The following is a 16,519-nucleotide window of genomic DNA, read 5'->3' as shown; positions in this document are numbered from 1 at the left end:
GCTTGTGCCCGGGCATCGTGCCACGGCGCTGTGAACCCCATTCTTTTCAGGAGTCCCCCATGAGCACCACACACCAAACCATCACCCTAGGAGGCGGTTGCTTCTGGTGTACCGAGTCGGTGTTTGTCGAGGTGATGGGGGTGGTCGATGTCGAATCCGGGTACAGCAATGGCCACTTGCACCAGCCCAGCTACGAAGCTGTGTGCACCGGGACGACCGGCCACAATGAAGTGGTGAAGCTGGTGTACGACCCGGCGGTGGTGAGCACCCGCGAGTTGCTGGAGATCTTTTTCGTGATTCATGACCCGACCACCCTGAACCGTCAGGGCAATGACACCGGCACGCAGTACCGCAGTGGCATTTACTTTTCCACCCCGGAGCAGGAGGCCGAGGCCCGCGCCATCATCGCCGAGCTGACCGCCAGCGGGCATTACGGCCGCCCCATCGTGACCGAAGTCCTTGCGGTTCAAAACTACTGGCCTGCCGAGGCCTACCACCAGGACTTTTTTGCCCGCAATCCGACGCGGGGCTACTGCATGGCGGTGGCAGCGCCCAAGGTGGCGAAGTTCCGCAAGACCTTCGCGCGCTTGCAGAAAAGTTGAATCCACAGCCCTTCAGGCTGTAACCCGAGACGGATTCGCTGGTACAACCTGAGTTGTCATCAACTCAGGGTCCCCAGGCATGACCTCAGCAGCGTTATCCGCGCCCATCCACTTGCGCCGCCGCTTTGCGGTGATCAGTCTGGGGGGCATCCTGGCGATGGCATTGGGGCTGGGGTGGTTGATGTCCCAGATGTTGACCCAGCGCATGCTGCAGCGCGAGGGCGAGGTCAGCATGGACTTCATCCAGAACCTGCTGCGAACCGATGATTCCGGCCAGTACCTCGCACGCCCTGATGACCCCGCGCTGCAGGCGCGCTTTCTGGGCTCGATGGCCCATATTGCCTCCATGCGCGAGCCGGTACGTGCCAACGCTTACACCGCCGACGGTACCGTGGCCTGGTCCACCGACGCCTCGCTGATCGGCAAACGCTATCCCGTGAACGACGAGCTGGACGAAGCCCTGCAAGGCCAACTCGTCGTGCATAGCGGTCGCATGGATGAGGACACCGTAGCCAAAGGCGAACACGTGGGACTGGCAGCCTTGGCGCCGTTTTATGTGGAAAGCTACATCCCGGTCCTGGGGCCCGATGGCAAGGCAGTGGTGGGGGTGATGGAGCTCTATAAGGTGCCTGTGCAGCTCAATGCGGCGATCCGGGAGGCCCATCTTCAACTCTGGGCTGCGTGTGCCCTGGGTGCGGCCGCTTTGTTTGTGGCCTTGTACTGGACGGTGGCTCGCGCAGACCGCGTAATGCGCCTGCAGCAAGCGCGCTTGGCTGAAACCCAGACGCTGGCCACCGCCATTGAGCTGGCCGGCGCTGTGGCCCATAACCTGCGCAACCCCTTGGCCTCCATTCGGGTATCCGCTGAAATGCTGCAAGCGCAGGGGGACGCAGCGCACACCGAACACTGCACTGACATCACAGGCGCAGTCGACCGGGCGGATCGTTGGATCACCGAGCTTGTACGGGTGTCCCAAGCGCCCCAGCTGCAAATTGAGCGGGTGCGCCCGGTAGCTGTCATTCGCGATTGCCTGGAGGAACTGGGGCCGGAAATGACGCGCCGCGCTATCCGTTGGTCTACATCACAGGGTAAGGCACCGGATGTGCTGGCCCATACCGCCATGCTGCGGCAGATCATGGTCAGCATCGTGGCCAATGCCATTGACGCCATGCCCCATGGGGGCGACTTGCAGGTGACTTGGGTCGTCCAGGGGGCGGCACTCAATATCAGCGTGACGGACAGCGGTATCGGTCTACACGACGAAGTGCGCCAAGCTTTGTTCAGGCCATTTTTCAGCACCAAAAGCGGAGGTCTGGGCATCGGGCTCGCGCTGGTCAAGCGCATGGTCGAGCAGTGGGGCGGGCAGATCACCCTGCGGCCGGCGCCGGAGCGTGGCACCCGTGTAGAGATGCTGTTCCCCTTGGCTTTGCCGGACGCGGCTGGGACTTCCGTACACTGAGGCGCCATGGCATCCATTCTGGTTATTGAAGACGAACGGGTCCTAGCCAAAAACATGGTCCGGTTCTTTGAGTCGTTGGGGCACAACGCCGAAGCGGCCCACGATGGCATCATTGGCGTGCAGGCTGCTGCCCGCATGGTGCCCGACGTGGTGATTGTGGATTTCCAACTGCCGGGCATGGATGGTCTGGAAGTCATCCGCCAGCTGCGACAGACCGAGGACCCGCCGCGCATCGTGATGGTCACCGGTCATGCGAGCGTCACGCTGGCTGTGGATGCCATGAAGGCGGGCTCCATGGACCTGCTCACCAAACCCGTGACCCTGGCCAGCTTGCGAGAAGTCGTGGAGCGGGCTTTGCGAGAACGGGGTGAGCAACGGGCCCTGCATTTCTACCGCCAGCGCGAGGCCAGTCACTCCAGCCTGAAAGCCCTTATCGGCGAGTCGCCGGAGATGGTGGCCTTGCGGTCCATGGTGCAAAAGCTGTCTCTTCTGGAACCCACCGACCAAACCTCGGCCGCGCCCATCCTGATCATCGGGGAGACCGGGACTGGCAAAGAGTTGGTTGCCAGGGCCTGCCATCAGGCAGGTCCCCGTGCCGATGCCCCCTTTGTAGAAATCAACTGTGCAGCCCTGCCTGCCCATTTGATGGAAGGTGAACTTTTTGGCTACGAAAAAGGCGCTTTCACCGACGCGCATGCCCGCAAGATGGGCCTGATCGAATCAGCCGATGGCGGCACCTTGTTTCTCGATGAAATCGGCGAAATGGACTTGGGTCTGCAGGCCAAACTGCTGCGCGTGCTGGAAAACTTCAAGGTGCGCCGCTTGGGGTCGCTCACCGACCGGCAGGTGAATGTACGCATCGTGGCCGCCACCAACCGGGATCTGGATATCCATGTGCGCGAAGGGCGTTTCCGCAGTGATTTGCTGTATCGCCTGAGTGTGTTCCAAATCCAGATTCCTCCCCTGCGCGCGCGCGGGGATGACGTGTTGCACCTGGCTCGCCATTTGCTGGATCAGCAGGCCCGCAAATACGGGCATGGAACCTTGCGCCTCGACGCATCAGCTGCGCAAGCCTTGAAGGGCTATGCGTTTCCGGGCAATGTGCGGGAGTTGCGCAATCTGCTGGAGCGCGCCGCACTGTTGCAAACTGGTGGTTTCATAAAGATTGCCGATCTGGCATTGCCGCAGGCAGAAGTGCGATCGGCGCCCGCCGCCGGGGCCGGGCCTGCGACGTCTCTGGAAGCGGTGGAGCGTGAGCACCTTGTGCGCGCACTCGAAGCCCACCACTGGAATGTGACCCGTGCTGCCCGCTCCCTGGATATCAGCCGCGACACCCTGCGCTACCGCATGGAGCGCCACGGACTAAAGCGCTGAACGCGCCCACTAGCGGTTGTTGCGGATGGGGGAATCGTTCGCTATGCCCCAGTCCATCTTGGGCTTGAGCGGTGGGGTCAGGGGCTGACCGGTGCCGTAGTTTTCGCTGTACCAAAGCGCCAGCCATACCAAACCTGCCAATGCCGCCGCACCCGCGGCCAGCTTGAGCACGATGAGCCAGAAGTTGGGTTCTTTGTCGCTTGCCATGGTGCTTAAGTGTGGAAACTGTGCAGATTCAAACAATATTGTGAAATTTGCGCCGAAAACGCCTGTGGCGCCCGCGGAATATGCGCAGGCAGCTCCTGAATGTATAGCAAAAACCGGCGTCAGTTCAACTTCATCCCTGCGACCAGCTGGGTCACGTTGTGACGCATCATCTTCAAGTAGGTGGCGCCTGGCTGGTCCGCGGTGGACAGTGCGTCGGCATACAGGCTGGCGCCCAGGGTGGCACCGGCGTCTTTGCTGAGTTGGGCGATGAGCTTAGGCGTACTCATGTTTTCCACAAACACGGCGCGGATTTTTTCGCGCTGGATTTGCTTGATCAGCTGGGCCACTTGTTTGGCGCTGGGTTCGGTTTCAGTGTTCACACCTTGCGGGGCCAGAAACTTCACGCCGTACTGCGCTGCAAAGTAGCCAAATGCATCGTGCGAGGTAATGACCTTGCGTTTGTCCGCCGGGATGCTGACAATCTGCTCTTTGGTCCAGCTGTCCAGCGCCTGCAGTTCTTTGACGTAGGCCTCTGCGTTGGCTTGGTAAGTGGCAGCACCTGCGGCGTCCACTTTGGACAAACCGGCTGCGATGTTGCGCACGTAAAGCACCACATTGCCGGGGTTTTGCCAAGCGTGGGGATCGGTTTCTTCGTGGGCGTGGCCGGCGTGGCCTTTCTCTTCTTCCATATGTCGTGGCTTCACCCCTTTGGTGGCTGCCACAGTCTCGCCCTTGTAGCCTGCTGACTTGATGAGCTTGGCAGCCCAGGGTTCAAAGCCCAATCCGTTGGTGACGACCAGCCTGGATGCCAACAAGGTTTTGGCGTCAGCGGGCTTGGCTTCAAACACATGGGCATCTTCATTGGGGCCGACCAAGGTGGTGACGGCCACCCGGTCGCCACCGACCACGCGCACCAGATCGCCCAAGATGCTGAAGCTGGCGGTCACCGGCAGCTTGTCGGCCGCGAAGGCTTGGCTGCCCAGCAAGGCCAGGGCGGTGGCACTGGCCAAGAGAAAACGGCGCGGCATGGCGGAGAGCGAGAAGGTGTCGAATGCAGTCATGGTGATATGCAGGTTGGGTTGTGGAGTCGAAATAGAAAAGAAATGCGGATGGGGCGTGGCTCAGGCCACGCGGTGGGACCGCATCCAGCGGCGTGGTAGCCAGCCGCCGGGCGCGAGCAACAAAGAGGTGGCATAGAGCGCCCCTGCGCAGCCGATGATGGTGGGGCCCGAGGGCGTGTCGAAGTGGTAGGACAGCAGCAGCCCGGCGACACCGGCCAGCGCCGCTTGTGCGCTGGCGTTGAGCAGTTGCGCAGGCAGGGTGTCGTGCCACAGGCGGGCACTCACGGCGGGCAGCATCATCAGCCCCACGGCCATGAGCGTGCCCAGGGTCTGAAAGCCCGCCACCAGGTTGAGCACCACCAGCATCAAAAAGCCCTGCTGCCAGACCCAAGGCGGCACGCGGCTGCGGTGCGCGGCCAAGAACACCGGGTCAAAGGTTTCCAGCACCAGCCCCCGGTACATGAGCGCAAGCGTCAGGACGCTGAAGGTAGCCACGCCGGCCACCAACAGCAGGCCATCCCCGTCCACACCCAGGGCGCTGCCGAACAGGATGTGCAGCAAGTCCAGCTGCGTACCGTGGCCCGCAATCAAGGTCACGCCCAGCGCTAGGGCCACGAGGTAAATGGCGGCCAGGCTGGCGTCTTCTTTCAGGGTGGTGAAACGGCTCACCGCACCGGACATGCCCGCAACGAGCAGGCCCGCGACCACACCGCCCACTGCCATGGCGGTGAGTGATAAGCCACTCACCATGAAGCCGATGGCCACCCCGGGCAGCACTGCATGGCTGAGTGCATCGCCCAAGAGGCTCATGCGGCGCAGGGTCAGGAAAACGCCCAAGGGGGCGGCACTCAGCGACAGCGCCAACGTAGCCACCAGCGCGCGGCGCATGAAGGCAAATTCGGCAAAAGGGGAAATCAGGGCCTCCCATACCGGGCCCACAGAAAAGTCCATGGGCATCCTTAAACGGTGGTAGGGGTGGCGGCCAGTCGCCGGGCCAGCAGGGTGTCGAAGTCCAGGCCGTTGACTTCGCCGTCGATGTCGCAAATGGCGGCTGTCTCGTCCCAGGCTTCAGCCATGGCGCGGGCGCGTTGCAGGTTGGCTTCTGTCAAAACCTCAGCCGTGGCACCCCAGGCAATGCATTCGCGTGCCAGCAACAGGGTCTGGGGAAAGTGCTCCCTCACTTGCGCGTCGTCGTGCAGCACAGCTATGACGGTGCGGCCTTGGCGGTGCCACTGCTGCACCAGGGTGAGCAGGCCGGCGGTGGTTTTGCTGTCGACGGCGTTGAAGGGTTCGTCCAGCAGGATGAGGTCGGCGTCCTGCACCAGCAGGCGGGCAAACAGGGCGCGCTGTAACTGGCCGCTGGAGAGCGTGCCTACCGGGCGGCGCTCAAAGCCTTGCAGGCCCACCGCCTCCAGCGCAGCATCCACCCGCGCCAGCATGGCCGCTGTGGCGCTGCCAAAGGCGCCGGTCTGCGCCCACAGGCCCATGAGCACGCAGTCGCGCACATCCAGCGGAAAACTGCGGTCCAACTCGCTGTGTTGGGGCAAGTAGGCCAAACGCTGTCCGGGTGCAGGGCTAATGTGCCCGTGCGGGTCGGGTTGCACCAGCCCGGCCAGGCTTTTGAGCAAGGTGCTTTTGCCTGCACCGTTGGGGCCTATCACCGCCGTCAATGAGCCTCGCGCAAAGTGACCACTTACATGGTGCAGCGCCGGGTGGCGGCGGTAGCTCACCGTCAGGTTGTGCAGCGTGACGGCGGCGGATGGCACCAGTGTGGTCATAGTGGCGCTGCTTCCAGGCTCGCCCACCACACGCCCAGCCAGAGCAGGGCGAGGGCCGGCAGGGTGATGGCGACGCGCTGCCATGCGGGCAGGGCCAGGAATCCGGGGCGTTTGTAAAGTTGGCGGGTAGGGCGGGGAACTGTCACAAAGCAATCTCATAATGCAACTAAATTGCGATATAGTCTAACGCAACTTGGTTGCATTTAAATGACTATTGCAACTGAATTGCATTTTCGAGGATGTTCTGATGGCTTCTGTGAACCCACCGGCCCCGCCCGTGCTCAAGGGTGACGATCCGATTGACGCGCTCTTGTCGGCCCATGGCCTGCGCCGCACGGCGGCGGCGCGCCGCGTGTTGGGCTGGCTGTTGGCCCACCCCGACACCAGCTACACCCATGCGCAGTTGCAGGAGTCTCTGGCCGGTGACCACGTCGAGCCGTTGGACCGCGTCACCCTCTACCGCCTGATAGACCGCCTGACGCAGGTAGGCCTGCTGCTTTGCCGGGTGGACAGCCAGCGTGTGCGCCGCTACCAGGCCATGCCCGCCAGCGTGCACGCTACCCCCCACTTTGAGTGTCAGACCTGCCACCGCGACAGCCCCTTGGCCGGTGCCCTGCATGCGGTGGATCTGGAGAAAGCGGCACAAACCGCCATCGAATCCCTGCGGGCACTGGGCTACACCGACATGCACCTCGACTTTGCGGTGAAGGGCGTGTGCGCGGACTGCGCCACGGGTGCTGCATCTGCCAGTGCGAACGCAGGGCCCGCCGCATGATCCATAGCCAAGGTCTGCGCTACCGCTACCCCGGAGGCAGCGAGCTGCGTTTTCCGGATGTGCAAGTGCCCCAGGGCGCGGTGCTGCTGCTCAGTGGCCCTTCGGGCAGTGGCAAATCCACTTGGCTGGCCTTGGTGGCTGCCTTGGTGGCGCCATCTGCCGGCACGCTGAACGTGGCAGGCCAGGACGTGACCGGTTTGCGTGGTGCGGCGGCGGACGCATGGCGTGCTGGCGCCATCGGTTTTTTGCCGCAAAAGTTGCATTTGAGTGAGGCGCTGACCGTGCAACAAAACCTGGCTATGGCGCAATGGGCCGCTGGTAGGGATGAAGATATCGCAAGCATCCAAACGGCCCTGAATGCGTTGGGAGTTGCAGAGCTGGCAGGTCGCTTGCCCGGCCAGCTCTCCGGCGGGCAGGCGCAGCGGGTGGCGCTGGCGCGTGCGGTGCTGCTCAAGCCCCACGTGCTGCTGGCCGACGAGCCAACCGCCAGCCTGGATGACGAAGCCGCCGCACAAGCTGTGGGCCTGTTGCTCGCTACCGCAGCCCGGCACGGCGCCACGCTGGTGATTGCCACCCACGACGCGCGGGTCGCTGCCCTGGTGCCGCCTGCGACGGATGGTCAAATAGGCTTCTGGCGCTTGTCAATTGTGCGCGAGCAGCTATCAAAAGCGTAGCACCATGAAAACTCTATTCTTTGCATGGCGCTATTTGTGGTCCCGTCCCTTGGGGGCCGCGCTCAACCTTCTGCTGCTGAGTCTGGGGCTGGCGTCGATTACCTTTTTGTTGCTGGTGGGGGCGCAACTCAGCAAGGCTTTTGACCGTGACTTGGCCGGCATCGACGTGGTGGTGGGCGCCAAGGGCAGCCCCATGCAGCTCATCCTCTCGGGCGTGTTGCACATTGACGTGCCGCCGGGCAACGTGCCGCTTCAGGCGGTGAATGAACTGGCGAAGAACCCGCTGGTGGCGCTGATCATTCCCATCAGCCTGGGCGACAACTTCGGTGGCTATCGCATCGTAGGCACGTCGACTGCTTATGTGGACCTCTACGAGGCACAGCTTGCTCAAGGTGCGCTGTGGACGCAGCCCATGCAAGCCGTGCTGGGATCTACCGTGGCCCAGCGCATGGGGCTGCAACTGGGCCAGACCTTTGTAGGCTCGCATGGCTTGGGCGCGGGTGGTCACACCCACGGCGAGAACGCCTACACCGTGGTCGGCATCCTGCAGCCCAGTGGCAGCGTACTGGACCGGCTGATCCTGACCGACACCGCCTCGGTGTGGAAGGTGCACGAGGACTACACGGCGGTGGACGATGACGACCGCAAGGTCATGGAAGAAGAGCGCGAAATCACCATGGCGCTGGTGAAATACAAAACCCCCATGGCGGCCTTGAGCTTTCCGCGCTATGTAAACACCAGCACCGAAATGCAAGCCGCCGCTCCGGCGCTGGAAATCACCCGCTTGCTCAACATGCTGGGCCTGGGCACCGATGTGCTGCGTGCTTTTGCCGCTGTGCTTTTGCTCACTGCGGGCTTGAGCGTGTTCATTGCCCTGTGGAGCGCCGTGCGCGAGCGGCGTACCGACCTGGCGCTGCTGCGCATGCTGGGTGCATCCCCTGCCAAAGTGGCTACCTTGCTGCTGTGCGAAGCCCTATGGCTGGGGCTGCTGGCGGCCGTGCTGGGTGTGCTGCTCGGTCAGGGCTTTGCGCAGGCACTGGCGTTGTTCCTCAGCCTGGACAACTCGCTCTTGATCGGCGGCATGGTCTGGCCCGTCGGGCTGTGGGTGGTGCCCGCACTGGCGCTGGTCGTGTCTCTCGCTTCTGCTGTATTGCCTACCGTGGCGGCTTATCGGGTGAGCGTGTTGCGCTTGCTTCAGAGCCGTTAACTCCGTTTGTATTTCACTCTAACTCCCAAGGAAATATATGAAAAAAAGCCTCCTGGCGCTCATTCTGCTTGCGCAAGCAGCTACGTTTTCTGTAGCAAAAGAAAGTGCTGAAGAAACCAAACAGGACGTGGCCAAGCACCGCGCCATGGCCGCCGCACATGAAGCTGCTGCAAAGTGTCGTGAAGCCGGCAAAGGGGAAGACATCTGCAACAAAGAGCTGCAGGCCGCGTGCAAGGGCATTGCCATTGGCAAGTTCTGCGGCATGAAACACGAGCATTGAGCCGCGGGTTCAACCCCGGGTCTTATGCGGTTCACAGGGTCGCACTAAACTGTGGCTCTTCTCCGGAGGTTTTGTATGCGCGCTGAAATCTGCTCCGCCCGTCGTGGTGTCTTCTCTTTGGCCTTGGTGCTGGGTGCTGTTTGGGTCGCGCCTGCCATGGCCCAGCTAAGCTCCCCCATGCCCGGTGTTCCCGCGGGTACCGGCGCCGGCGTGCACAGCCCCAACAGCCCCTTCGCCCCTTTGAAAGACCGCGCTGACGTGCTGCCCTGGTCGGTACTGACCACCGTCAAAACCAAGACGGAGAAGAACCGCCTGCTGCCCGTGTTCCCGGCCGATGTGCAGGCCCTGAACAAAAAAGTACAGCGCATTCAGGGCTTCATGATGCCGCTGGAACCCGGTGAAAAGCAAAAGCACTTTCTCATCAGCTCTGTGCCTCTGACTTGCTCTTTTTGTGTGCCCGGCGGTCCCGAGAGCATGGTGGAAGTGAAGACCAAGACCCCTGTGAAATACTCCATGGAAGCTGTGGTGGTCGAAGGTCAGTTTGCGGTGCTCAATGACGACCCCTATGGCCTCTACTACCGCATCACTGATGCGGTTGCCGTCAAATAACTTCCGTTTTGCTGTAGCTGCATGCCTTTGGACCACCCGGTCGTATCGTCCCTGTTGCCGGTGGTTCTGCTGATTCTGGTCGGTGTAGTCACCGGCAAGATGAAGCTCATCCGCCAAGAGGCGGTACGCGATCTTTCCAACCTTGTTTTTCTGGTGCTGACCCAGGCCCTGCTGTTCCGCACCATGAGCAGCGTGCATGTGCAGGACTTGGACTTTGCACCCGTGTCGCTGTACTTCGCCGTGGCGGCCGGCTTGTTTACGGTGATGTTGTTGCTGCAAGGTCCCAGCAGCCGGGCTGCAGTGATTGCGCTCTCCGGCACCTTCAGCAACACGGTGATGATCGGCATTCCGCTGGTCGGCTTGGCATATGGCAAAGACGCGCTGGTGCTGCTCTTCACCCTGATTTCCTTGCACGCGCTGGTGCTGCTGACATTTGCCACCGTGGTGCTGGAGTTGCTGAGTGCGCGTGAAGAAAGCGCCCAACACGATGGGCCCGCACGCCACCCGCTCAAGTCGGTAGGCTTGGCGGTGCGCAATGCGGTGGTGCACCCGGTGCCCATGCCCATCATTGCAGGGCTGCTCTATGCCCAGACCGGTTGGGGCTTGCCCGATGTGGTGGACCGGCCCTTGCAACTGCTGGGCAATGCCTTCGGCCCGGTGGCGCTGGTGTTGGTGGGCGTAACGCTGTCTAACGCAGCCATCGGCCGCAATCTGAAGGGCGCCTTGGCCATTTCCGCTGTCAAGACGCTGCTGCATCCCGCCCTCATGGCACTGTCGGGCTACCTGGCAGGCCTGCGCGGCATGTCGCTTACCGTGTTGGTGGTGGCGGCATCGCTGCCCATTGGTGCCAACGTGTTTTTGTTTTCTCAGCGCTACCAGAAGGCGGAAGACCTGGTCACTGCCAGCGTGGCGGTTTCGACCTTGGTGGCATTGGTCACCGTCACGCTGGTGATGTACCTCTTGCCTTTGTGGCTGGGCTGACTCAGCCGCTATCTGGAGCATTTGAACTTGAAGCTTGCCCGTCTTTTGTGGAAAGTTGCCTTTTGGCTGCTGGTGGCTTTGACCGTGGTGATGTCTTTGGTGCCCGGTGAACAGGTTCCCCAGACCCTGGTGTTTTGGGACAAAGCGCAGCACGCACTTGGTTTTGCAGCCTTGGCCGTTTTCGGTTTGCTGGCCTATCCGATGGCGGTGCCGCGTGTGCTGGTGGGCTTGCTGCTGCTGGGTGTGGCCATCGAGTGCGCGCAGGCGATGACCACCTGGCGCCAAGGGGACTGGATGGATTGGTTGGCTGATGCCACAGGCATCGCTCTGGGTACAGGTGCCATGGCGGTGTGGGCGCGCATCCGTGGCCTGACACTTTTGGCAGGAAACTCCGGTACATGAACTTCAAGTTGAAACACCCCTTGCGCACCTTGCTCACGGGGGTGCTGGCGCTACTGCCCTTGGCGGCAACCTTGTTATTGCTATCGTGGCTGTGGAGTTTTCTGGCTGTATGGCTGGGGCCGGGGAGTGCCTTCGGTCAGTTGCTGACCGGCATCGGGCTGGGGCTGACTGAGTCGGAGGTGATCGGCTACCTGCTGGGCTTGATGTTGGTGGTTGCGCTGGTCTATGCCTTCGGCTTGATGGTGGAGCGGGGCCTGGAGCAAGGTGCGGCCCAGCTGCTGGAAGCATTGGTGCAACGCATTCCTGTGGTCCGTACGGTGTACGACGTGGTGCAAAAGCTGGTCGGTCTGTTGAGCAGGAAAGACGGGGAGGAGCTTCAGTCACTGTCGCCTGTATGGCTGTATTTTGGCGGCAAACCGGGCTCTGATGCCGGTGACGCCAGCGTTGCGGCGGGCAAGCAGGGCACAGCTGTGCTCGGCTTTTTGTCGACACCCCAGGCCGTGATGATTGGTGGCATGCCTTATCTCGGGGTACTGGTGCCGACAGCGCCCGTTCCTGTGGGCGGTGGTTTGCTCTATGTGCCGCCGGACTGGGTGGAGCCCGCAGACATCGGCATGGAGGGGGTGACGAGCATCTATGTGTCGATGGGCGTCACTTCCGATCAATACCTGAAAAAATCCGGGCTCTGACGCCCGTGTAGCAGGCAGCCCTGTGCGCTAAGGTGCCAAGCGCTCGCGCAGCCACTGGCCGTCTTCGCCTGCGCAGTAGCGCAGGCGGTCGTGCAGGCGGCTCTTGCGGCCTTGCCAGAATTCCCACTGGTCCGGCTTGAGCCTGTAGCCGCCCCAGTGCGGCGGGCGGGGCGGTTGCAGCAAAAACTGTGCGGCGTATTTGGCTGCGTTGGTGACCAGCACCGTGCGACCCGGAATCACCTCGCTCTGGGGCGAAGCCCAAGCACCAATGCGCGAATCCAGCGGGCGGCTGTGGAAGTAGGCGTCGCTTTCCTCATCACTCACTTTTTCGACCACGCCTTCAATGCGTACCACGCGCTCCAGCTCCACCCAATGGAACTGCAAAGCCGCATACGGGTTGCCCGCCAGTGCCTGGCCCTTGCGGCTGCCGTAGTTGGTGTACCAGACGATGCCGCGGGCGTCGTACCCTTTGATCAGTACCACGCGGGTGGACGGGCGCAAGTCGCTGCCCACGGTGGCCAGCGTCATGGCATTGGGTTCGGGAATCTCGCCCTGAATGGCTTCCTGAAGCCAGCGATCGAATTGTTGGAGCGGGTCAGCGTGCGAGGCGTGCTCATCGAGTTCGGCACGTTCGTAGCTTTTGCGAAGGTCGGCAATGGATGTCATGCCCGCAGTATAGGAAGAGTGCGCTTCCCGCGGCTTGCGATGGGTCATGCGGCAGCAGGGTGAGTGCGCAGCGACCGCCTACAATCATGGGTTGCTTTTTCAACCGGAGTCTTTTGCATGTCTGCCCAGGAAAATAACGACCAAACCGTCGTCACCGTAGTCATCGCCGTCATCATCGTGGCCATCCTGGCTTCCGTGATCGGTTTCGCCGTCCACAAGTCCCGCGCCAAGCCTGCTGCTGCGCCTGTGTCGGTGTCTACCCCTGTGGCAGAACCTGCAGATGCTGCCGCTTCGGCACCTGCTGCCCCTGCGTCCGCTGCCCAGTAAACAGCTTTTGCACCGGCACAGCCCGCCTGTGCCGGTCGCGTTTCCTTTTCGGGCGTTGGAGCCGGCGTACTGCCAGTTGCATACTCTTCGCAAGTGACCTTGCCTTCCGGAGTGCAGCGCCCATGAATATCCCCGCGAGTTACCCCCTGGTTTCATCCCTTGAGGCCGCTGCTTTGCCTGTGGTGCTGGTGCTGGCCTCCGGCCGTGGCGAGCGCTTTACAGCATCCGGCGGCAAGGTGCACAAACTGCAAGCAGACCTGGCCGGCACCCCCGTGATGCAGCGCACTCTGAACGCCGTGCGCGCCAGTGGATTGCGCTGGCACCTCGAAGATGCAGGCCACCCCGGCATGGGTGATAGCATTGCTGCCGCCGTACGCGCCACCCTCGAAGCGCCGGGCTGGATGGTGTTGCCCGCCGATTTGCCCCTGATTCGCCCTGAAACCCTGGTGGATATCGCCCGTGCTCCGCTGGCCGGCGAGGTACTTATGCCGGTGTTTGAAGGGCAGCGTGGCCACCCGGTGCGCTTTGCCCCTGCGTGTGGCGATGCACTCGCTGCTTTGCAGGGAAATCAGGGTGCAGCGCCCGTAGTGTCTGCGCGAGCAGCTATCAAAATAGTAGTCAACGACCCCGGTTGCATCACCGATATCGACACCCTGGACGATTTGCAACGCGCAGAACGCCTGTTGCAGGCAGCGTCCTGAACCCGCGACACGGCCGTACGGCGGCCAGTTTGTACCTCACTGGTAACCACGTGCATTCACAAGTGGGGGTTTCCAAGTTACCATCAGATGTGTAATTTAGTTACAGAAACATATGCCAGACACCACCTCTACCCCCGTCGCGTTGCACCCTGTTGTGGAGGCGGTGACCCGCCGTATCGTGGAGCGCAGCGCGGCCACCCGCAGCGCGTATCTGGCCCAAGTCGCGCAGATGGCTGATCGCAAGCCCGGTGCCGACCGCATGGGTTGTGCCAACGTGGCTCACGCTTTTGCCGCGATGCCCGAGGCCGACAAGACCCGCGTCACCGGACTGGACAAGCTCAAGATCGTGGCCGAGAAGGGCCCGAACATCGGCATCGTCAACGCTTATAACGACCTGCTTTCCGCCCACGCGCCCTTGCAGCATTACCCTGATCTGGTCAAGGTCGAAGCCCGCAAGCACGGCGCAACAGCCCAAGTGGCGGGCGGAGTACCCGCCATGTGCGATGGCGTGACCCAAGGTACCGCCGGCATGGAGCTGAGCTTGTTCAGCCGCGACGCCATCGCCATGGCTACTGCCGTGTCGCTGAGCCACGATGTGTTTGATGCCGCCCTGATGCTGGGCGTGTGCGACAAGATCGTGCCCGGCTTGTTGATCGGCGCACTGCACTTCGGCCACCTGCCCACCGTGTTTGTGCCGGCTGGCCCCATGACTTCGGGTCTGCCCAACAACGAAAAGGCCAAGGTGCGCGAAAAAGCCGCCCAAGGCTTGGTCGGCCGCCCTGAACTGCTGGCCGCCGAGAGCGCTGCGTACCACGGCGAAGGCACTTGCACTTTTTACGGCACCGCTAACAGCAACCAGATGCTGCTCGAAGCCATGGGCCTGCATGTGCCTGGCACCGCCTTCATCAACCCCGGCGACGGCATGCGCCAGGAACTGACCCGTGAAGCGGTACGCACCGTGCTGGGCATTACCAAGGCCAAGCGTTTTGCGCCCATCGGCGAGGTGGTGGACGAGCGCTGCATCGTGAACGCCATGGTGGCGCTGCTGGCCACCGGCGGTTCGACCAACCATTTGATCCACTGGGTGGCGGTGGCCCGCGCCGCGGGCATCGTGATCGACTGGAACGACTTCTCGTCCCTGTCGGACGTGGTGCCCTTGCTGACCCGTGTCTATCCCAACGGCAGCGCCGATGTGAACCAGTTCCAGGCTGCAGGCGGCCCAGGCTACGTGATCCGCGAGCTGCTGGATGCCGGCTTCATGCATGCGGATGTGTTGACCGTGCGCAGCGGTGGTTTGCGTGAATACACCGCCATTCCGTCCGCCAAAGCCGATGGCAGCTTGCAGTGGGCAGATGCAGGTGCCAGCAAGGACGAGACCGTGGTGCGCCCTGCCAGCAGCCCGTTCAGCGCCAGCGGTGGCCTCAAGTTGCTCAAGGGCAACCTCGGCCGCAGCGTGATCAAGGTGTCTGCGGTGCCGGACGACCGCCACATCATTGAAGCACCTTGCCGCGTGTTCGACTCGCAAGACGCACTGCACAAAGCCTTCAGCGCCGATGAACTCAATCACGACGTGATTTGCGTGGTGCGTTGGCAAGGCCCGCAGGCCAATGGCATGCCTGAGCTGCACAAGCTCACCCCGCCCCTGGCCGTGCTGCAAGGCAAGGGTTATCGCGTGGCGCTGGTGACTGATGGCCGCATGAGCGGCGCCTCCGGCAAAGTGCCTGCCGCCATCCACGTGTCGCCCGAGGCCGCTGCCGGTGGCCCCTTGGCCAAGGTGCGCGATGGCGACATCATCCGCCTGGACGCCAACGCCGAAACCCTGCAAGTGCTGGTGAGCGATGCCGAGTGGGCGGCACGCCCCCTGGACACCATGCCCGAAGCCCTGCGTGCTGCTAATGGCATCGGCATGGGCCGAGAACTGTTCGCCAACTTCCGCCGCAATGCACTGGCCGCCGAAGAAGGCGCCTGCACCTGGTTCTGACCCCCCCCAATAACGTCGATCTGGAACTTTTCAATGTCTAACGCTCCCGCCTTTACCGCCCTGCAAGTCATGCAGGACGCGCCCGTCATCCCCGTCATCGTGCTGAACGATGTAGCTCACGCGGTGCCTATGGCCCGCGCTCTGGTGGCCGGCGGCGTGCGCATGCTGGAAGTGACCCTGCGCACTCCCCAGGCGCTTGCCTGCATGGAAGCCATTGCCCGTGATGTGCCTGAAGCCGTGGTTGGCGCCGGCACTGTGCGCAGCAAGGCAGATGCACAAGCTGCCGCCAACGCCGGTGCCCGCTTTGCCGTGAGCCCCGGTTACACCAGCGCCGTTGGCCAGGCCTGCCGTGACTTGGGCCTGTCCTTGTTGCCCGGTGTAGCCACCGGCAGCGAAATCATGATGGCGCAGGAAGATGGCTTTACCCAGCTCAAATTTTTCCCCGCCATGCAAGCCGGCGGCCCCGCCATGCTCAAGGCTTGGAGCGGCCCTTTCTTCGACGTGAAGTTCTGCCCCACCGGCGGCGTGACCCTGCAAAACGCGCCCGAGTTTTTGGCCCTGCCCAACGTGGTGTGCGTTGGCGGCTCGTGGATCGTGCCGGCCGACGCCATGGCCAAGGGCGAGTGGAACAAGATCACCCAGCTAGCCAAAGACACGCAGGCGCTGCGCAAGTAAGGCGCACGGTGGTTGAAAGAAAAAAGGGCGCTGCGGCGCCCTTTTTTATTTCGCGGGTAGCTATGAAAGTT

Annotated in this window: 21 protein-coding genes; 15 read left to right on the top strand and 6 right to left on the bottom strand. The window is 62.5% G+C overall.

Annotation, left to right across the window (positions count from 1 at the left end):
* Window positions 1–59: 59 nt before the first annotated feature.
* The 3 genes from msrA (at window position 60) to ACOAP0_RS04420 (ending at window position 3,435) form a co-directional block, all read left to right on the top strand.
* Window positions 60–602 (top strand): peptide-methionine (S)-S-oxide reductase MsrA, encoded by a 543-nt coding sequence (gene msrA / locus ACOAP0_RS04430; RefSeq protein ID WP_498391324.1) that lies wholly within the window; start codon window positions 60–62, stop codon window positions 600–602.
* A 79-nt stretch (window positions 603–681) separates the two neighbouring features.
* Window positions 682–2,061 (top strand): sensor histidine kinase, encoded by a 1,380-nt coding sequence (locus tag ACOAP0_RS04425; RefSeq protein WP_498375423.1) that lies wholly within the window; start codon window positions 682–684, stop codon window positions 2,059–2,061.
* A 6-nt stretch (window positions 2,062–2,067) separates the two neighbouring features.
* Complete coding sequence (locus ACOAP0_RS04420) at window positions 2,068–3,435, top strand: sigma-54-dependent transcriptional regulator (protein ID WP_498375424.1); 1,368 nt, start codon at window positions 2,068–2,070, stop codon at window positions 3,433–3,435.
* Between the two features lie 9 nt (window positions 3,436–3,444).
* On the opposite strand, the gene ACOAP0_RS04415 is transcribed toward ACOAP0_RS04420, so the two are convergent.
* The 5 genes from ACOAP0_RS04415 to ACOAP0_RS04395 all read right to left on the bottom strand — a co-directional run bounded on the left by ACOAP0_RS04415 (window position 3,445) and on the right by ACOAP0_RS04395 (window position 6,627).
* Complete coding sequence (locus ACOAP0_RS04415) at window positions 3,445–3,642, bottom strand: hypothetical protein (protein WP_498375425.1); 198 nt, start codon at window positions 3,640–3,642, stop codon at window positions 3,445–3,447.
* A gap of 119 nt (window positions 3,643–3,761) precedes the next feature.
* A complete protein-coding gene (locus ACOAP0_RS04410) occupies window positions 3,762–4,703 on the bottom strand; it encodes a metal ABC transporter substrate-binding protein (RefSeq protein ID WP_498375426.1) in 942 nt (313 codons plus the stop codon).
* A gap of 60 nt (window positions 4,704–4,763) precedes the next feature.
* Entirely contained in the window at window positions 4,764–5,654 is an 891-nt protein-coding gene (locus ACOAP0_RS04405; protein WP_498375427.1) for a metal ABC transporter permease, read from the bottom strand.
* Window positions 5,655–5,662: 8 nt separating this feature from the next.
* Window positions 5,663–6,481 carry a zinc ABC transporter ATP-binding protein AztA gene (aztA, locus tag ACOAP0_RS04400; RefSeq protein WP_498375428.1) on the bottom strand — a complete coding sequence of 273 codons (819 nt, stop codon included), beginning with the start codon at window positions 6,479–6,481 and terminating at the stop codon, window positions 5,663–5,665.
* Window positions 6,478–6,627 (bottom strand): hypothetical protein, encoded by a 150-nt coding sequence (locus tag ACOAP0_RS04395; protein ID WP_198301907.1) that lies wholly within the window; start codon window positions 6,625–6,627, stop codon window positions 6,478–6,480. Before ACOAP0_RS04395 ends, aztA begins: the two co-directional genes overlap by 4 nt.
* A gap of 101 nt (window positions 6,628–6,728) precedes the next feature.
* Between ACOAP0_RS04395 and ACOAP0_RS04390 the strand changes: the two genes are divergently transcribed.
* The 8 genes from ACOAP0_RS04390 to ACOAP0_RS04355 all read left to right on the top strand — a co-directional run bounded on the left by ACOAP0_RS04390 (window position 6,729) and on the right by ACOAP0_RS04355 (window position 12,098).
* On the top strand, window positions 6,729–7,256 hold the full coding sequence (locus ACOAP0_RS04390) for a Fur family transcriptional regulator (RefSeq protein WP_498375429.1): 528 nt from the start codon (window positions 6,729–6,731) through the stop codon (window positions 7,254–7,256).
* Window positions 7,253–7,930, top strand: coding sequence for an ABC transporter ATP-binding protein (locus ACOAP0_RS04385; protein WP_498375430.1), 678 nt, complete (start codon window positions 7,253–7,255; stop codon window positions 7,928–7,930). Before ACOAP0_RS04390 ends, ACOAP0_RS04385 begins: the two co-directional genes overlap by 4 nt.
* Window positions 7,931–7,934: 4 nt before the next feature.
* Complete coding sequence (locus ACOAP0_RS04380; protein ID WP_498391323.1) at window positions 7,935–9,137, top strand: ABC transporter permease; 1,203 nt, start codon at window positions 7,935–7,937, stop codon at window positions 9,135–9,137.
* 37 nt (window positions 9,138–9,174) lie between these two features.
* Window positions 9,175–9,417: a hypothetical protein gene (locus ACOAP0_RS04375; protein ID WP_087494671.1), complete on the top strand. Its 243-nt coding sequence runs from the start codon at window positions 9,175–9,177 to the stop codon at window positions 9,415–9,417.
* Between the two features lie 156 nt (window positions 9,418–9,573).
* Window positions 9,574–10,026: a DUF3299 domain-containing protein gene (locus ACOAP0_RS04370; protein ID WP_232459990.1), complete on the top strand. Its 453-nt coding sequence runs from the start codon at window positions 9,574–9,576 to the stop codon at window positions 10,024–10,026.
* 21 nt (window positions 10,027–10,047) lie between these two features.
* Window positions 10,048–11,007 (top strand): AEC family transporter, encoded by a 960-nt coding sequence (locus ACOAP0_RS04365; RefSeq protein ID WP_498375433.1) that lies wholly within the window; start codon window positions 10,048–10,050, stop codon window positions 11,005–11,007.
* A gap of 27 nt (window positions 11,008–11,034) precedes the next feature.
* The gene (locus tag ACOAP0_RS04360; protein ID WP_498375434.1) at window positions 11,035–11,409 is read left to right on the top strand and encodes a VanZ family protein; all 375 of its coding nucleotides are present in this window, start codon (window positions 11,035–11,037) and stop codon (window positions 11,407–11,409) included.
* Window positions 11,406–12,098: a DUF502 domain-containing protein gene (locus tag ACOAP0_RS04355; RefSeq protein ID WP_498375436.1), complete on the top strand. Its 693-nt coding sequence runs from the start codon at window positions 11,406–11,408 to the stop codon at window positions 12,096–12,098. The genes ACOAP0_RS04360 and ACOAP0_RS04355 overlap by 4 nt, the downstream gene beginning before the upstream one ends.
* A 27-nt stretch (window positions 12,099–12,125) precedes the next feature.
* Here the strand turns inward: ACOAP0_RS04355 and pdxH are convergent, their stop codons facing one another.
* Window positions 12,126–12,764 (bottom strand): pyridoxamine 5'-phosphate oxidase, encoded by a 639-nt coding sequence (pdxH, locus tag ACOAP0_RS04350; protein ID WP_498375437.1) that lies wholly within the window; start codon window positions 12,762–12,764, stop codon window positions 12,126–12,128.
* Between the two features lie 117 nt (window positions 12,765–12,881).
* Here pdxH and ACOAP0_RS04345 point away from each other — a divergent pair, with 117 nt between their 5' ends.
* The 4 genes from ACOAP0_RS04345 to eda all read left to right on the top strand — a co-directional run bounded on the left by ACOAP0_RS04345 (window position 12,882) and on the right by eda (window position 16,448).
* A complete protein-coding gene (locus tag ACOAP0_RS04345; RefSeq protein ID WP_087494668.1) occupies window positions 12,882–13,091 on the top strand; it encodes a hypothetical protein in 210 nt (69 codons plus the stop codon).
* 122 nt (window positions 13,092–13,213) lie between these two features.
* Complete coding sequence (locus ACOAP0_RS04340) at window positions 13,214–13,792, top strand: nucleotidyltransferase family protein (protein WP_498375438.1); 579 nt, start codon at window positions 13,214–13,216, stop codon at window positions 13,790–13,792.
* Between the two features lie 112 nt (window positions 13,793–13,904).
* The gene (edd, locus tag ACOAP0_RS04335) at window positions 13,905–15,773 is read left to right on the top strand and encodes a phosphogluconate dehydratase (protein ID WP_498375439.1); all 1,869 of its coding nucleotides are present in this window, start codon (window positions 13,905–13,907) and stop codon (window positions 15,771–15,773) included.
* A gap of 33 nt (window positions 15,774–15,806) precedes the next feature.
* Complete coding sequence (gene eda, locus ACOAP0_RS04330) at window positions 15,807–16,448, top strand: bifunctional 4-hydroxy-2-oxoglutarate aldolase/2-dehydro-3-deoxy-phosphogluconate aldolase (RefSeq protein ID WP_498375440.1); 642 nt, start codon at window positions 15,807–15,809, stop codon at window positions 16,446–16,448.
* Window positions 16,449–16,519 lie beyond the last annotated feature (71 nt).

It is taken from the genome of Curvibacter sp. Hmag1.1, from assembly GCF_059769165.1.
Note: the sequence above shows the minus strand (reverse complement) of the source record. Positions and strands in the feature narration are given on the sequence as shown.

Bases quoted from the DNA above. Each gene is read 5' to 3' on its own strand.
- msrA (WP_498391324.1), top strand. From the start codon at position 60: ATGAGCACCACACACCAAACCATCACCCTAGGAGGCGGTTGCTTCTGG.
- ACOAP0_RS04425 (WP_498375423.1), top strand. From the start codon at position 682: ATGACCTCAGCAGCGTTATCCGCGCCCATCCACTTGCGCCGCCGCTTT.
- ACOAP0_RS04420 (WP_498375424.1), top strand. From the start codon at position 2,068: ATGGCATCCATTCTGGTTATTGAAGACGAACGGGTCCTAGCCAAAAAC.
- ACOAP0_RS04415 (WP_498375425.1), bottom strand. From the start codon at position 3,642: ATGGCAAGCGACAAAGAACCCAACTTCTGGCTCATCGTGCTCAAGCTG.
- ACOAP0_RS04410 (WP_498375426.1), bottom strand. From the start codon at position 4,703: ATGACTGCATTCGACACCTTCTCGCTCTCCGCCATGCCGCGCCGTTTT.
- ACOAP0_RS04405 (WP_498375427.1), bottom strand. From the start codon at position 5,654: ATGGACTTTTCTGTGGGCCCGGTATGGGAGGCCCTGATTTCCCCTTTT.
- aztA (WP_498375428.1), bottom strand. From the start codon at position 6,481: ATGACCACACTGGTGCCATCCGCCGCCGTCACGCTGCACAACCTGACG.
- ACOAP0_RS04390 (WP_498375429.1), top strand. From the start codon at position 6,729: ATGGCTTCTGTGAACCCACCGGCCCCGCCCGTGCTCAAGGGTGACGAT.
- ACOAP0_RS04385 (WP_498375430.1), top strand. From the start codon at position 7,253: ATGATCCATAGCCAAGGTCTGCGCTACCGCTACCCCGGAGGCAGCGAG.
- ACOAP0_RS04380 (WP_498391323.1), top strand. From the start codon at position 7,935: ATGAAAACTCTATTCTTTGCATGGCGCTATTTGTGGTCCCGTCCCTTG.
- ACOAP0_RS04375 (WP_087494671.1), top strand. From the start codon at position 9,175: ATGAAAAAAAGCCTCCTGGCGCTCATTCTGCTTGCGCAAGCAGCTACG.
- ACOAP0_RS04370 (WP_232459990.1), top strand. From the start codon at position 9,574: ATGGCCCAGCTAAGCTCCCCCATGCCCGGTGTTCCCGCGGGTACCGGC.
- ACOAP0_RS04365 (WP_498375433.1), top strand. From the start codon at position 10,048: ATGCCTTTGGACCACCCGGTCGTATCGTCCCTGTTGCCGGTGGTTCTG.
- ACOAP0_RS04355 (WP_498375436.1), top strand. From the start codon at position 11,406: ATGAACTTCAAGTTGAAACACCCCTTGCGCACCTTGCTCACGGGGGTG.
- pdxH (WP_498375437.1), bottom strand. From the start codon at position 12,764: ATGACATCCATTGCCGACCTTCGCAAAAGCTACGAACGTGCCGAACTC.
- ACOAP0_RS04345 (WP_087494668.1), top strand. From the start codon at position 12,882: ATGTCTGCCCAGGAAAATAACGACCAAACCGTCGTCACCGTAGTCATC.
- ACOAP0_RS04340 (WP_498375438.1), top strand. From the start codon at position 13,214: ATGAATATCCCCGCGAGTTACCCCCTGGTTTCATCCCTTGAGGCCGCT.
- edd (WP_498375439.1), top strand. From the start codon at position 13,905: ATGCCAGACACCACCTCTACCCCCGTCGCGTTGCACCCTGTTGTGGAG.
- eda (WP_498375440.1), top strand. From the start codon at position 15,807: ATGTCTAACGCTCCCGCCTTTACCGCCCTGCAAGTCATGCAGGACGCG.